The following is a 15,424-nucleotide window of genomic DNA, read 5'->3' as shown; positions in this document are numbered from 1 at the left end:
ATGGAGACCAAATAGTAGTTGCTGATGGTTCTGGGTTAGATTTTGAAAGTATTGCGAATCATAATATTACTGTGCGAACTACTGATGCTGGGGGTGAAAGTTTTGAGCAACAGTTAACTATTAATGTAAGTAATGTGGATGAAACTCCACCTGAACCTAATAACACTATGTATGGAAGTGACAATAACGACTATATGCGTGGCGGATCAGATAACGATGTTATCAACGGCGAAGGTGGCAATGATATACTTATTGGGAATAGTGGTGACGATATCCTCAATGGTGGCCTTGGTAACGATATACTCAAAGCTAGTCCTGGTAACGATATCCTCAATGGTGGTCTTGGTAACGATATCCTCAATGGTGGTTCTGGTAACGATATCCTCAATGGTGGTTCTGGTAACGATATCCTCAATGGTGGAAGAGGTATGGATACTCTTACAGGAGTAGATATAACTTCTGCTCAACCTGGTTATAATCAGATAGATATTTTGCGGGGTAATGCTGATGCCGATCTATTTATCTTGGGTGATAATAGTCAAGTGTACTACACTGGAAATGGTATAAACGATTATGCTCGGATCGATACTTTCAATAGTGCTGAAGGCGATCAAATTCAATTACCGGGAAGTATTGGTGACTATACATTAGGAGAAGATGTTTCTGGATTGCCAAAAGGAACTGCTATTTACAATAATGATGATTTGGTTGGTATTGTCAATAATGTTAGAAATATGGATTTGAATAGCAGTGATTTTTCTTTTGTATAAACCTCTAATTTGGCCTGAATTGATTTTATGGTAGTGGTGCATTTCATGATTTTGGTAAAGGTATGGTGAGCATTTTAGCCACCATCTACCATTACTATAGCAGGACTACCAAAACCTTCTTTTATCTAAATACCAGGTAAGTCTACCAGTTCTTCCAATTTGCCACTTCATTTGTAAATATTTAACTAGATATGATATTAGTCTACTCGACTGTCAAGCACATGATTTTTGTTTGATAAGACCAGATTTTTTTCACCATTTCCCCTTCTACCTTGAAGCCAATAAGTAATCATTTCTCCTCTACCTCTAACCGCAATATTTCCCCGTGGTTCAAATAAATATTGATATTTCAAAAGTTGATAAGTAGCTTCGGTAACTTGAATTTTTCCAGGTATTCCACTTGCTTCCATTCGAGATGCCACATTAACTGTATCACCCCACAAATCATAAATAAACTTTTTAGTACCAATTACTCCTGCTACAACAGTTCCAGTATTAATACCAATCCGAATTTGGAAAGGTTTTCCCAAGTCATTTAAAAACTTAGGAATGGCCTGCTGCATATCTATTGCCATTTCAGCGATCGCCTCTGCATGATCGTCTCTAGCTGCGGGTAAACCACCAACGACCATATAAGAATCTCCGATAGTTTTAATTTTTTCTAAATCATGTTTTTCAGTCAATTGATCGAAAGCTGAGAAAATTCGATTGAGCATATCAACTAATTGATTAGGAGATATCCGAGCTGAAAAACCAGTAAAATCGACAATATCAGCAAACAAAATCGTCACATTTTCAAACCGTTTAGCAATTGGATGTTGATTTTGTTTTAATTTTTCGGCAATTTTCGCAGGCAAAATATTCAACAATAAACGGTCAGATTTTTCTTGTTCTAATCGTAGCGCACTCTCTACAGACTTACGTTTTGTAATATCTTGAATTGTACCTTCATAGTAAAGTATTTCTCCCTCAACATTACGAACTACACGAGCATTTTCAGAAATCCAGATTATAGTACCATCAACACGATAAGCTTCTGATTCAAAGGATGATATAGAACCATCTTTTTCAAGGGCAGCAATAAACTCAGAGCGACGATTTGGCTTAACATATAGTTGTTGGGCAATGTCAGTCATTAGATTTTTCAACTCTGCTTCCGAGGAACAACCATACATCTTGACTAAAGCTGGATTTGCACTAATGAAATATCCTTCTGCGGAAGTTTGAAATATACCCTCTGCAGTATTTTCAAAAATGCTACGATATTTTTCCTCTGCTCGTTGTAGAGCATCTAGCACCCGCTTGCGTTCTGTAATATTACGCGCTACCCAAATTACACAGTTATCTGGTAATGGTGAAATGTTAGCAGTAAACCAAATTTCATTAGGATTAGGAAGAGGAGAATGGGGGTAGGGAAGGGAACTAGAAGATTTGTAATTAGGAACTTTGCATGAGATTCCCCATAGAGAGTTAGGCTTTTGAACATTGCCATTCTGTGGATTTACAAGTAGACTATATTCGATATTAACAGTTTCACGTGTATTCAGTACCCGCTGAATATTAATCATAAATAGGTTTGCTTGCTGAGGAGGTAAAACTTCATAAACACTTTTACCAATCAATTCATTGATGGGACTATATAACACTTCTGAATTAGTAGATAAGATTTTGACATATCTACCTTTAGCATCGAAGACAGTAATTACATCAGTCATTGCCTCAAACAAAACCCGCAGTTCCGCTTCTGATTTTCGTAAGGCGTTTTCTACTCGTTGACGCTCTGTAACTTCCATCATTAACAAACGATTTGATTCTTTGAGAGCAGCAGTACGTTCCTCAACCTTTGTTTCTAACTGTTGATTAGCTCTTTGCAAGGCTTCTTGTGCTTGTTTGCGCTCTGTAATATCTTCAACAGTTCCCTCGTAACGAATTAACCTACCATCTCGATCTCGCACAGCTCTAGCATTTTCAGAAGTCCAGATCAGACTACTATCTCGGCGATAAACTTGTGACTGATAGTTAACTACAACATCTTGCTCTCGTAGAGTTTGTATAAGTTGAGAGCGACTTTCTGGGTTACCGTAAAGTCGATGTTGTAAGGAGGTAAGGTTAGTCATCATCTCTTCAGGAGATTCATAGCCATAAATTCTAGCTAATGCGGGGTTAACACTTATGAAGTAGCCATCGGGAGTTGCTTGGAAAATTCCTTCGACGGCATTTTCAAAGATAGTACGATATCTTTCTTCTGCTTGTTTTAGTGCTGCTTCTGCATCTTTGCGATCGGTAATATCAATACCTACAGCAAAAGCTGCTTTTCCTTCAGAATATTTTTGGGAAACAATTAAATAATTCCGAGCAGCGCCATTTACATGAGCAGATACTTCTCTACAGTCATCCTGAGCAGAACTGGTAAAAAATTGGCCCATAAATTCAGTAAATTCTTCACTGGCTTTGAGAAAGCCAATATTTTGACCAATAAAAGCTTCTTTCGGTAGATTGTAAGTTTCTGCTAAATGTTTATTAACTCCCAAGTAGTGTAAATCTGAGCTGATCCAAGAAACAATTCCTGGTACTGCTTCTAAAATAGCTCCTAACTGTTCTTGAGTTGCTCCCAGGTCTGACTCAGCTTGTCTGCGTTCAGTAATATCAATACCAACGACAAATGCGGCTTGATTATAATTATATTTGCGAGCAACAATTAAATAATTTTTGGTTTTCTTTTGGTAATTTGAAATAATCTCAGAAGTTATTTCCTGCTGAGAACTTTCAAAAAATTCTTGAATTAAGTTATTAAATTCAGAACTTTTATCTATAAAACCAATATCTTTGCCGACAAAATCTGTTCGCGGTCGGTGAAAGATATCAGCTAATTGTTGATTGACTTCAATATAGGTTAAATCTGAATTAATCCATGAAACCATTCCCGGAACTGCTTCCAATGCTGTTTCGAGTTGTTCTTTAGCTGCTAAAAGATTTTGTTCTGCTTGTTTGCGTTCGGTAATATCAATACCAACGACAAATGCTGCTTGATTATGATTATATTTTTCTGCTACAATCAAATAATTTCGAGGTTCTCCATGAATTTGTGATACTATTTCACCTATGATTTCAGATTCAGAACTGGCAAAAAACTTCTCAACAAATTGATTAAATTCAGAACTTGTGCCTAAAAAGCCAATATTTTTACCCATAAATTCTTCTCTGGGTATACCAAAAATATCAGCTAACTTTTGATTAACTTCTATATAACATAAATCCGAACTAATCCAAGATACTGTTCCTGGTACTGCTGCTAATACTGTTTGTAACTGTTCTTTAGCATTTCTTAGCTCATTTTCTGCTTGTTTGCGTTCTGTAATATCTATACCTACCACAAAAGCAGCTTGGTTTTTGTTGTACTTTTCTGCTACAACCAAATAGCTGCGAGGTTCTCCATGAACTATTGATGTAATTTCACGACTTGTTTCTAAATTTGAACTTTCAAAAAATTTTTGTAGAAAGTCATTAAACTCAGAACCTGCTCCTAAAAAACCAATACTTTTGCCCGCAAATTCTTCTGTGGGCATACCAAACATCTCAGCTACCTGATGATTAACTTCTATGTAGCGTAAATCTGAACTAACCCAAGATACTGTACCAGGTACTGCTGCCAAAACTGTTTGTAATTGTTCTTGAGCTGCTTTCAGAGCTGTTTCTGCTTGCTGGTGTTGAACAATTTCTTGTACTAAACGATCGTTTGATTCTTTGAGTGCTGCAGTGCGGTCTTCGATGATGAGATTTAACTGATGCTCATTTAAGATACAACTTGAGTTTGCTTTTTTTAGTTCACTAACAGTTTGGCGTAGAGCAATCAACTCCTGAATCAATTCCTCTTTAGTTTTATCTTGGTCATTCATAATTTTCAAAGTTTATGATGATCTAGGAATATATTAATTTATATTTAATAGTGTACCTTTTGGGACAAAGTTGTCTTGATTCCTATTTAATTTGCGGACAATAAATATAATCGTTATTATCAATTAATACTAACTGTTGACGACAAATATTAATTATTAGACATCTCCTACAATCATAGTAGTTTTAATTTGGGTCGGGTGGACTGGAATAATTTGAGAATATTAAAAATTTTTTCCTTTAAATCCTCCTATTTTCTGCTTTCAAAGCATCCATGCTAAAAATTAATTAAATTGAGAAAGGTGACAATTTAACAATTGTTTATATTTAGATGAATCATTGTTAGATGCCAGGGAGCTATCTACCAATCTATTCACCAATCTAGTAGACATTTCCTGATATAATTTGTATGAATGACGATGTTTTGTTCCTGGTTTGATATCTGTGTATTCCTTATTTTAAGAAGGTTACACATGAAGATGCCCTATGATAGCCAAAAAGCTGATGATATTCTAACACTCTCATATCTTAATGTCAAAATTTGGCCATTTTTCTGAAATAAATTGTTACTTTATCAAATAACCAATTAATTAAATTTGATATATGATAATCTTAAATGTAGTTGTATAGACAATATTCTGGCAATAAGCAAAAACTCTATAAGAGATAAAAATATCAGAATTATTTTTAGGTATCTACTACTACTTAGATTAGTAGAAATCTACTTCATATTGGGATGATCGGCGAGTTAAAACCTTGTAGTCAACAACACCAATTATTGTAACATTTCTCATAGTAGTGAGATGTAGTTTTATTCAATTTCCTACTTTTTTAGCAATTTCACTTTCAAAAATATTTAACGCAACCACCTTGGGGGAATATTAGGGGAGGTGGGGAGTGTGGGGAGATGGGGAGCTACCCCTCGCCCCTCCCCCTCCCAGGAGGGGGAAATCTTGAAAGATTTGGCAATGGCGCTTGTGATGGAACATTTTTTTATACCGAACCCGAGGGTATTTGATATTAGCGGAGAAGCTTTGGATATATGCACTCTAGAGAAAATCTTCCTTTGATATCAAGTCTGCCTCAGTAGTTATTAGTTAGGACTTATACCATGTTCGGTTGATTACTTATAAATAAACTACGGAGGAGTCAGGAGGGAAGAAAGAAGCAGAAAGTTTTTTTGTTTGCTGGCGCACAACGCAGGTTAACGCGGAGCGCGGAACAGAGTTCTATCGCGCTCTGATCCGGACATGATATCATACCTCTTTTAACCAACGCCAAACTTTTTATAGTACTGCAATACAGTCAATTTCTACAAGTACATCTTTGGGTAAGCGAGCAACTTCAACACAGGCACGGGCAGGGGCATTTTCGGGGTCGAAGTATTTACCGTAAATAGCGTTGACTGTGGCAAAGTCGTTCATATCTTTGAGGAACACGGTTGTTTTGACAACATTTGACCAAGTGGCACCTGCCGCGGTGAGTATAGCTTCTAGGTTTGCCATAACTTGTTCTGTTTGTTTACTTACATCGTCGGTGTAGACTATTTGGTTGATTTTAGTGTCGATCGCTATTTGACCGGAGACGAAAATCATTTGACCTGTGGCAGCGATCGCTTGATTATATGGGCCAACTGGTTCGGGAGCTTTGTCAGTTTTGATTATTTTACGGGTTGTCATATTTTGTTTTTGTTGCTAGTTGGTTATGGTTTGGTGTTAGTGGCTGAAATTTTCAGCTTGATACATTTCACCACTTGGAATTATAGCGCTACGCGCAAGTTAGAAGTCAAAAGTCAAAAGTCAAAAGTTAAAAGTTAAAAGTAATCTCTGACTAACTTTTTCCTGCGGAAATGCTCCGCAAACAAGGTTTAGTAGTGTCAAACACCTAAATCTGTAGTGCTATATTACATAAGTAAAGTCTATTTTTTCAACTTTAACAAAAAATAGCGAGAAGTCCCGCGTTCTCCTGCAAGGGAATGTCGTATGGGAAAGCGACCATGTTATAATATAAGAACACAGGGGGAGGGCATCACCTCTGTATAAACTGTAACTCCGCGTGCGGGTTGAAGAATCCCGCGTTGTCGCTCAAGCACGGGCGGCGGGAGTATGTCAATGTAGTTATATCATGTCTGCTTAATTAGTGATAGTAAAACTTTCTTCTTCTGTTCATTCTTTTTTCTTCCTGACTCCTGACTTCCCCTCCCCTCCTGGGAGAGGTTAGGGGTGGGTTGACTCATAACTCCTCCGTCATTATTTATAAGTATTTAACCGGACATGATATTACTGTCATAATCTTGCTATTCTTCATCTATTTTTTGACCACAATGGGGACAAATTATAGATTTTTTATGTTGATTTGAAGCCCGTTTTTTTTCTATTTCTTCAGTAAAATCAGAAGCAACTATACCTGCTGGTAAAGCAAATATACCAACTCCTACTAATGCAGCGATCGCCCCTAAAAATCTACCTAAAGGAGTAATGGGATAAACATCTCCATAACCTACAGTAGTTAAGGTAACAATTCCCCACCACATAGCAGCAGGAATATGAGGAAAATCATCTGGTTGAGCTTCATGTTCAGCGAAGTAAATTAAACTGGCAGAAGTTACTAATAAAACTAAAGCAATAAATAAAGTAATAACTATCTCTTCTTGTTTTGACTTGATAACTTTACCAAATAATTTTACTGTACTTGAATATCTACTAATTTTGAATAACCGAAAGATTCTAAATAAGCGAAACGAACGATTCAATAATTGATAATTGATAATGGATAATTGATAATTACCTCTCCCTAAGACGGATAGGATTGAATAAAAGGAAAATTTTTTCTCTCTTGGTCGAGGGATGGCGAGGAGACCTCGCCATCCCACCCTTCGGGAAGCTGCGCTAACGACCGCTTGTTTCCCCTTGAAAGGGGGAGGCTTTAAACCTAAATTATTTAATTATTTAATTATTTAATTATTAATTCTTCGGTAAATATTAGATTTTGCCAAAATAAAGGTAAGTAAAATGGAAGAATTGCGATTAAATCAATAATTGCTAAAGGTTTAAGCATAAATCGTATTCTTCCCCATACTGGATTTTTATATCCAGGAGAAACATTGGATGACCAAACCCTTCAACAATTAATAATTAATAATTAATAATTAATAATTACCTCTCTTTTAAAACGGATAGGATTGACTAAAAGGAAATTTTTTCTTCTCTTGGTCGATTGGGTATGGAGAGGTTTCTTCGCCATCACTAGACCACTTTTATCCTTTTAAAAGGGGAGGTTTTAAACCATAATTTTTTTCGGTAAAATATATTCTATGGTAAATATAATTACTGATATTAGTTCAAAGTTATCTAGCCAGATTTGGTATGGCTGATAAATCTCTTCTACTGTGGAGATAATTACAACTAGAATACTCAGAAAAATCAATGTGATGATGCATATTTTGAAGGTTTTACTGTAAGTATCTCCGGGATTATCTAGCTCAATAATTTTAAATATTCGACGTTTGATTTTGTAGAGCATTTTTCTAGATAAGTTTTGGAGTTATTTTTATTTTTTGCAGAGAATTATATAGTCATCTAATCCATAATTTGAGTTATGATTTAATCCAAGATATTGACATTTAAGTGGACTCATATATTTTTGAGGAGGTAATTTTTCATTAGCATACTTCAAAAAATCTCTATGAGATTCTCTGATTCCTGTTGCAGTAACATATTTATACCACTCCAGTTTTAACCCTAATTCCTCAACTAACTTTTCAAGCAAGTTTTTTTCTTGGATAATATCTTCTTTGGGCTGCATATTATAAAATCCGAATAATCTTTTTATTTGAACAATTAACATTACATAACCATCACTACTCAAACTGTCCTGAAATATTTTTCGATAAACATCGAAAGACTTTTTCTTTTCTGCTTTGTTAGCAAATAAACAGTGAGAAATAACTATAAAGTCAAAAAAGCTTTGTGGCAAAACTTTCGATTGCTCGTTGTACGAAAATATATCAGTTGTATCAAATCGAAAATAAAGATTAGTTGGCATTCTTTGTTGTTCTATATATTGTCGCCAAAACTGAAGACCTCGATACTGAAATTGAGCTTGTTTTTCCAAAGAATAGTAACAAATGTGCATTGGAGGAGGGGAGAAAAAACCACTACTACTTTGCAGAAATAAAGCCAATCCATAAGCAACTGTTCCCGGACCAGCACCGATGTCAAGAATATTAAGTTTTGTAGGTAATAATCCAGATTTATATACTAGAAACCAAGCTAAATAACTAGAATATACATGATCGGGAAAATATTTCATCATATAAACATAAGGAGTAAAATTAAAAGCATAATCAGGATCTATATTACGCTTTAATAATTTCATATCCTCGATCGCTGCTTGCAATTCTGATACTCGTTTTTGTTGGGGAACTCTATTAATTTCTTCCTGTATATACTCTGCCAAACTTGATTCAAAATCGTCAAATATCCGTTCATATATTCCAGTACATTGCAATAAAATTTCATCTTTTTCAATTAACTGAAAACTCTTCGTGACAAACTCAATAAATTTTGGTTCTGGGGTCAATATATAGTCATCAAGTCGTCTAATTACTGGCTCGTAAAAATCAACCTTTAATTCTAATTCATCTAATTTATAAACAGCTTTTCTCAAATGTTCGGTTAAACTTTTGATTTCTCTATCTTTGTCATTTAAAGATGTCTGAAACTTTAGCTTATCCTGATACAACTTTTCTAGGGGCGATAATTTAGCTCCTGAATTTTCAATAGCTTTAAATATTTGATTAGCTTGAGCATTTTTGCCTTGTTTTAGGGCAAACCAAAACTTGAGAGAACGCCAAAAATTTGTGATGTAATTATTCATTAGTCAATTCTGCCTGAAATTATTTGATTCCTCAATTATTGAGTATTTGTATTAACTTAATCGGGGAAATTTTGAGAATTTATCCCTAGATTAAACTGTTGATTTCTCTATCTTTGTTATGTACGGGACTTACGCAGAGACTCTAAATATGGGGAGGGCGTTAGCGGAGCTTGACGTTAGTCAATACCATTCGCCCCTACAGATGGGGAGGGCAAATACCATTCGCCCCTACAGATGGGGAGGGCGTTAGCGGAGCTTGACGTTAGTCAATACCATTCGCCCCTACAGATGGTGGTTTAAAAGTCAATTTGCGTAATTTCTGATGTAAATATTCCTGAAACTTTGTAAGCATTTCCCTATCAAACTTTTCTAGGGGCGATAATTTAGCTGTTGAATTTTCAATAGCTTTGAATATTTGATTAGCTTGATAATTTTTGCCTTGTTTTAGGGCTAATTAAAACTTGAGAAAATACCAAAAATTTGCGATTTAATTATTCATAAGTAAATCCTGCCTGACCTTCTTTAATTTCTACATCACTCAGTATTTCTACTAACTGAGATTTGAAGCTTTGATAATTTTTATTTTCATTATTGTACCACCAACTATACTTTTTTTTCATATCTATAGCCTCATTACGGGTGCTTGCTATGAGCGATCGCTTATGACTAGCATGAAACTCTTGAATTACAACTCTATCTACAAAATTTAGTTGTCTAATAAAATTTTCTTGTTCTTCTGGTAAGGTCGGCAGTAAAGGAGTAATAGTAATAGAAAGTTTAGGCAAATAACCTGTTAAATCATTAATTGTTGTTTTAATTTTTTTCATAGCATTAAGTCTAGCTTTAATACTAGGAGTTTGAGGCTCAAAATCTTTTCTGACTTTCTCACTACCAGTGGGAATACTCATATTAATTCTTAGATGTTTAAATCGCTGTAAAATATCAATATCTCTAGTTATCATCGGGCTACGAGTTTGGATAACTAAAATTGGTCGATATTCCAACATTACTTCTAATAATCTGCGAGTTAGTTGAGTTTTAGATTCTATCGGTTGATAGGGATCTGTTACACTACTCATATAAATACTAGGAGCTTTAACAGGATTTTTCTTCTCCCATTTCAATAATTCTTTCTCTAAAACTTCCGCAGCATTTTCTTTAATAAAAATCCATTTTCCCCATTCATCTCTCATTTTTTCATTAGGGCTAAAAGCTGCAGCATAACAATAGCTACAACCATATTGACAACCACGATATGGATTTAAAGTAAAGTCATAAGCTTTAATAAAACCACTAGCTTTATTTAATATCGATTTAGCGTTTTGTGCGTAAACATCTGCACTGCCAATTTTTTCACTAACTACTAATATCATGTTCGGTTGAATACTTAATAAATAACTGTTGTGAGGAGTCAGGAGTAAACCCCTCCCAGGAGAGGAATTCAGGAGTAAACCCACCCCTAACCCCTCCCAGGAGGGGAGGGTAAAAAAGGAGGAATACATAGGAAATATTGGAGATGGGGTATTGATAATTTCAGTATTTCTTTGGTACTGTCGGTACTATCAGTCCTTAAATTTTATTATAACTGATTATCCGTTAGCGTAGCTCCCCCGGAGGGGGAACATGATATAACATATTAAATGATAAAAATGTTTTTTTTAAATTACCAAAGTTCCAGATTAATTCAGTATTTTCAAGGCTAAAATTTTCATAAATAAAATCAACAAAAAATTTGTTGAAAATGATCTAAATTTTAATTTAATTAGAACAAAACTATTCCATAAAAGAAGCACTAGGCAGTAGGGGGAAAGAACTGATAAATTCTGTGTGATAATTGATTTTATTTTTTATTATAGGAGATGTCTATTTTAAATTCCCAGCTCTGTTGTTGTAAGCATTTCCTACGGAATGCTGCGCAAACAGCATTCAGCTATGAGTTGTGAACTTATATCATGTCCGGATAATAGCGCGATAGAACTCCGTTCCGCTTACGCGACCAAAAAACTTTCTCTTTCTTCTTCTTTCTTCCCCTCCCCTCCTGGGAGGGGTTAGGGGTGGGTTGGGAGGGGCGAGGGGTGGGTTGACTCCTGACTCCTGACTCGGTCCTCCTGACTCCTTGATCTTTTATAGATTAATAACTTTATTTATTTCTGATGCTTTTCTAGTCGCCTCAGCAACTTTTAGGGTATACAAACTTGCTTCTGGAGTTACATATAAAGGAGTTCCCTCCAGTAAATGTTCAATTACCATTTTTGTATCTTTGGCAAACAAACCACGTCGCGCGCCCACTTCTATAATTTGTGTTTTTTCTCCCTGCAATAGTTGACCTTGTTTAGGAGTAAAAATTAATGTCCCTGCTTCGCCGTAGAGAGTAAAAATGTTTTCTGAAAGCCAAAATTTTTCACCTTTGCCATATATAACTTCCCCTAAAATACCATTGCTAAATCTTAACTGGGCAGTACACAAACAAGCATTGTAAATGTCTGCTTCAGTGTACCAAAACTGACTTTGGCAACTGACATTATCAACTTGACCAAATAGATCAGTAAACCGATGCAAACGAGAAAGCGCTCCCATAAAAGGAAAGCCAAATAATGAAGGGTGATAAGTCCATTTTACAGGTGCTGGCTGTTTAGAATTGATTGTAACGTAACGAGCGTAGAATACCTTACCAATAGCTGATAAAGATTGTTTGATAGCATTATGAAGACCACCAAGAAGCTCAATATGTTCGACGTGCAATAGCTTATTTTTCTTAGCTGCTAGAGAAATTAATGATTCCGCTTCATTTGAGTCTAGGGAAAGAGGATATTCCACAATGATGTGTTTATCATTTTCTAGAGCTGCACGAACAATGGTTCCATGGTCTCTATTAATAGTAGAAATGATAACTAGATCCAAATCTTCTCGTTTTACCAATTGTTGCCAAGAAGCTGTATTCTGGACTTGGAAGGTTTGACTAAATTCCTCCGTTTTTTCCGGGGTATGACCTGCAACTGCAACTAGGAGCGATCGCGTATCTGCTTTCAATGCCTCAGCCCTAGCCTTAGCAGCATAACCAGTACCAACAATACCTACTCCGATCGGCATAGTGGGGCATAAAGAGGAAGAGAGATTTGTCTGGGTCATAGTTAAAATAAAAAATCAAAAACTTATATTTTAGATTGTATATGCCAATGGTCGTACTATACTTCAATATTTTTTAACATCCGTCTGAGGGTTGTTGTCCAATCAGGTATAAGTAATCAGAATTAAATTAGAATTATTTATAACAAATTCTATAGTAATTTTTTGCCTAATTTGTTTTACAACATTGATTTTTTCCCTTAATATCAAAGATGGAAATAAAACAAGTACAAATAATTTGGCTAATCAAGCCTTGTGATTTGTATAAGTTGAAATTATATATAGACCAAACTAACAAAGAGGGAAATTAAATGGCCACTTACAAAGTTACTCTAGTTACACCAGATGGTGAAAAAGTAATTGATTGTCCTGAAGATGAGATCATTCTTGATGTTGCTGAAGATCTAGAAATAGATTTACCCTATTCCTGTCGCGCTGGTGCTTGCTCCACTTGTGCAGGCAAAGTTGTAGAAGGAACAGTGGATCAAAGCGATCAGTCTTTCTTAGACGACGATCAGATTGAAGAAGGATGGGTACTAACTTGTGTGGCCAAGCCTACATCTAATTGTAAAATTGAAACTCATAAGGAAGACGACCTATAAGTAGTAGACGAGAGCAAATTAATTAATTTTTTTTGGTCAGGACTTACGCATGAGGTACGAAAAACTGGGATTTGAGATTGCTTTCCGTTTCGGACTGCTCCCCAAACCTTATTGGTTGCAATGACGAAAATATCTTGTAGTGCGTAAGTCCTATTGGTAATAGTTGACGATCGTTTGACTATCAACGCATACCTTTTAATGACTGCTCTTGTTTGAGGTAATTAATCAGCTAGCTTAAACTCCTAGTAACTTAGGTGTGTTGCTTGTTTGAGTAATTTACCTCTACTAATGTTCATGTTAATCCCAGAAAATGAGTATCAGCGATCGAGATGAAATTATAAATGCCGATCACTATCTTTCTAGTGGATATCTGTTTGAGCATTTATAGGTCTGAGTTAACCCTGCAAATCTTACATTGTCAGGAAAGTTTAGCTTTTAATTTTACAAGTTTTTTATCTCAGTGAAAAAAATGCGTAGCATTCTAGTAGGAAAGCCAGGCACTAATTAACTGAGGTAAAACTACACTGTAAAATCAATCAATGAGGTACTGACTTCAACCACCACGAGTCAGCTATATCGCCTTGAAAATGAGTACAACTCTATACTAGAACCAATAAGGCCTTTTGTTCTGTGGGATAGAGACGAAGCCATTGAATAAAGGAGTGTAAAATGGCAAGCTATAAAGTAAAACTGAAAACTCCAGATGGAGAGCAAGAAATTGATTGTCCTGATGACAAGTATATTCTTGATGAAGCAGAAGAAAAGGGACTTGACTTACCCTACTCTTGTCGTGCTGGTGCTTGTTCTACCTGTGCTGGTAAAATATTAGAGGGTACAGTAGATCAAAGCGATCAGTCATTCTTAGATGACGATCAGATCGGATCGGGATATGTTTTAACTTGCGTAGCTTATCCTACATCTGATTGTACAATTGAAACCCACAAAGAAGAAGAACTTTACTAAAGTTAGCAGCTTCGAGTCAATAAAAAATCAAAAAAATTGTCTAATTAATTATTGAGAGGAAAATTATATGGCTACCTACAAAGTTACTCTAATAAATGAAGAAGAAGGACTCAACGAAACTATTGACTGTGATGATGATACCTATATCCTTGATGCTGCTGAAGAAGCAGGTATTGACCTACCTTACTCCTGTCGTGCTGGTGCTTGTTCGAGCTGTGCAGGAAAGGTAGAAGGTAACGCAGATGATGTTATAGATCAAAGTGATGGCTCTTTCTTGGAGGACGATCAAATTGCAGCAGGATATGTGCTAACTTGTATTGCTTACCCTAAAAAAGACTGCACCGTTACGACTCACCAAGAAGAGGCACTTGGGTAGTTGAGAGAGTGTTTGTCAAATAAATATTAGACAGCGTAGTGGACTGACACCCCTAAAAATGTAGGTTGGGTTGTAGCTTGCACACCAAGTAGCGGTACGGCAGTGTTAGCAGAGCTTATCCGTTAGGATAAGCTTCGCTAACGTTCCTCAACCCAACCTACGCCTAATATCATGTCCGGATAAGAGCGTGATCGAACTCCGTTCCGCTTACGCGACCAAAAAACTTTTTCCTTCAACTCCAGTTCTTCTTCCTTCCCTCCTGACTCGGTCCTTCCCCTCCCCTCCTGGGAGGCAGGGCTAATTCTTTGTCGTAGCGAGAATATTTACAACCCTATATTTTTTTGAGTTCCTGTGCTTCCCCCTCTTCCCCCTCTTCCCCCTCTTCCTTGCGAGAATATTTACAACCCTATATTTTTTTGAGTTCCTGTGCTTCCCCCTCTTCCCCCTCTCCCCCCTCTTCCCCCTCTTCCCCCTCTTCCCCCTCTTCCCCCTCTTCCTTTTTTCTCTGGTGACAATAAATAGACCCTGCTCCTGGGAGGGGCCCGCGGGTGGGTTGACTCCTGAGGACTCCGTCGCTATTTATTTATAACTGTTTAACCAGACATGATATAATGCAAAATTTTAGTTGTGTCAGTCCAGTTGGGTGCGTTAATTTTACCGAAAAATTGGGTTTAAAGCCTCGCCCTTGTAGGGCAACTTTATGTTATACTTATAAAAGCGCAAAGGTATTCAACCGCTCTAAAAACCTATAGCTACCTAACTTGTAGCGTTTGCACCTTGAAAACTAGAGTTAGGGGGTTTTGCACAGGAATGCT

The 15,424-nt window shown here is 36.3% G+C and carries 11 protein-coding genes; 4 read left to right on the top strand and 7 right to left on the bottom strand.

The features are described 5' to 3' along the window. Positions 1 to 770: calcium-binding protein (locus tag F6K15_RS34705; protein WP_293070187.1), on the top strand; the 770-nt coding region annotated here is incomplete at its 5' end. 197 nt (positions 771 to 967) lie between these two features. Here the strand turns inward: F6K15_RS34705 and F6K15_RS34700 are convergent. The 7 genes from F6K15_RS34700 to F6K15_RS34670 all read right to left on the bottom strand — a co-directional run bounded on the left by F6K15_RS34700 (position 968) and on the right by F6K15_RS34670 (position 12,671). After that, positions 968 to 4,666, bottom strand: a complete 3,699-nt coding sequence (locus F6K15_RS34700) for an adenylate/guanylate cyclase domain-containing protein (protein ID WP_293070185.1) — start codon at positions 4,664 to 4,666, stop codon at positions 968 to 970. Between the two features lie 1,284 nt (positions 4,667 to 5,950). After that, on the bottom strand, positions 5,951 to 6,343 hold the full coding sequence (locus F6K15_RS34695; protein WP_293070183.1) for a RidA family protein: 393 nt from the start codon (positions 6,341 to 6,343) through the stop codon (positions 5,951 to 5,953). Between the two features lie 617 nt (positions 6,344 to 6,960). Beyond that, entirely contained in the window at positions 6,961 to 7,416 is a 456-nt protein-coding gene (locus F6K15_RS34690) for an ion transporter (protein WP_293070181.1), read from the bottom strand. A gap of 527 nt (positions 7,417 to 7,943) precedes the next feature. Further along, complete coding sequence (locus F6K15_RS34685; RefSeq protein WP_293070179.1) at positions 7,944 to 8,186, bottom strand: hypothetical protein; 243 nt, start codon at positions 8,184 to 8,186, stop codon at positions 7,944 to 7,946. A gap of 27 nt (positions 8,187 to 8,213) precedes the next feature. Beyond that, positions 8,214 to 9,542: a photosystem II assembly protein gene (locus F6K15_RS34680; protein ID WP_293070177.1), complete on the bottom strand. Its 1,329-nt coding sequence runs from the start codon at positions 9,540 to 9,542 to the stop codon at positions 8,214 to 8,216. A gap of 491 nt (positions 9,543 to 10,033) precedes the next feature. Next, positions 10,034 to 10,915: a radical SAM protein gene (locus F6K15_RS34675; RefSeq protein ID WP_293070175.1), complete on the bottom strand. Its 882-nt coding sequence runs from the start codon at positions 10,913 to 10,915 to the stop codon at positions 10,034 to 10,036. Between the two features lie 751 nt (positions 10,916 to 11,666). Further along, entirely contained in the window at positions 11,667 to 12,671 is a 1,005-nt protein-coding gene (locus tag F6K15_RS34670) for a Gfo/Idh/MocA family protein (RefSeq protein WP_293070173.1), read from the bottom strand. A 308-nt stretch (positions 12,672 to 12,979) separates the two neighbouring features. On the opposite strand from F6K15_RS34670, the gene F6K15_RS34665 reads away from it, so the two are divergent. The 3 genes from F6K15_RS34665 (at position 12,980) to F6K15_RS34655 (ending at position 14,609) form a co-directional block, all read left to right on the top strand. After that, positions 12,980 to 13,270 (top strand): 2Fe-2S iron-sulfur cluster-binding protein, encoded by a 291-nt coding sequence (locus F6K15_RS34665; protein WP_293070172.1) that lies wholly within the window; start codon positions 12,980 to 12,982, stop codon positions 13,268 to 13,270. A 669-nt stretch (positions 13,271 to 13,939) separates the two neighbouring features. After that, positions 13,940 to 14,233: a ferredoxin gene (locus F6K15_RS34660; protein WP_293070170.1), complete on the top strand. Its 294-nt coding sequence runs from the start codon at positions 13,940 to 13,942 to the stop codon at positions 14,231 to 14,233. Between the two features lie 67 nt (positions 14,234 to 14,300). After that, on the top strand, positions 14,301 to 14,609 hold the full coding sequence (locus F6K15_RS34655) for a 2Fe-2S iron-sulfur cluster-binding protein (protein WP_293070168.1): 309 nt from the start codon (positions 14,301 to 14,303) through the stop codon (positions 14,607 to 14,609). Positions 14,610 to 15,424: the final 815 nt, after the last annotated feature.

The sequence above is a fragment of the Okeania sp. SIO2B3 genome (assembly GCF_010672525.1).
In the GTDB taxonomy this organism is placed as follows: domain Bacteria; phylum Cyanobacteriota; class Cyanobacteriia; order Cyanobacteriales; family Microcoleaceae; genus Okeania.
Note: the sequence above shows the minus strand (reverse complement) of the source record. Positions and strands in the feature narration are given on the sequence as shown.

Excerpts from the sequence above, each read along its gene's own strand:
- F6K15_RS34700 (WP_293070185.1), bottom strand. The coding sequence starts at position 4,666 with ATGAATGACCAAGATAAAACTAAAGAGGAATTGATTCAGGAGTTGATT.
- F6K15_RS34695 (WP_293070183.1), bottom strand. The coding sequence starts at position 6,343 with ATGACAACCCGTAAAATAATCAAAACTGACAAAGCTCCCGAACCAGTT.
- F6K15_RS34685 (WP_293070179.1), bottom strand. The coding sequence starts at position 8,186 with ATGCTCTACAAAATCAAACGTCGAATATTTAAAATTATTGAGCTAGAT.
- F6K15_RS34680 (WP_293070177.1), bottom strand. The coding sequence starts at position 9,542 with ATGAATAATTACATCACAAATTTTTGGCGTTCTCTCAAGTTTTGGTTT.
- F6K15_RS34675 (WP_293070175.1), bottom strand. The coding sequence starts at position 10,915 with ATGATATTAGTAGTTAGTGAAAAAATTGGCAGTGCAGATGTTTACGCA.
- F6K15_RS34670 (WP_293070173.1), bottom strand. The coding sequence starts at position 12,671 with ATGACCCAGACAAATCTCTCTTCCTCTTTATGCCCCACTATGCCGATC.
- F6K15_RS34665 (WP_293070172.1), top strand. The coding sequence starts at position 12,980 with ATGGCCACTTACAAAGTTACTCTAGTTACACCAGATGGTGAAAAAGTA.
- F6K15_RS34660 (WP_293070170.1), top strand. The coding sequence starts at position 13,940 with ATGGCAAGCTATAAAGTAAAACTGAAAACTCCAGATGGAGAGCAAGAA.
- F6K15_RS34655 (WP_293070168.1), top strand. The coding sequence starts at position 14,301 with ATGGCTACCTACAAAGTTACTCTAATAAATGAAGAAGAAGGACTCAAC.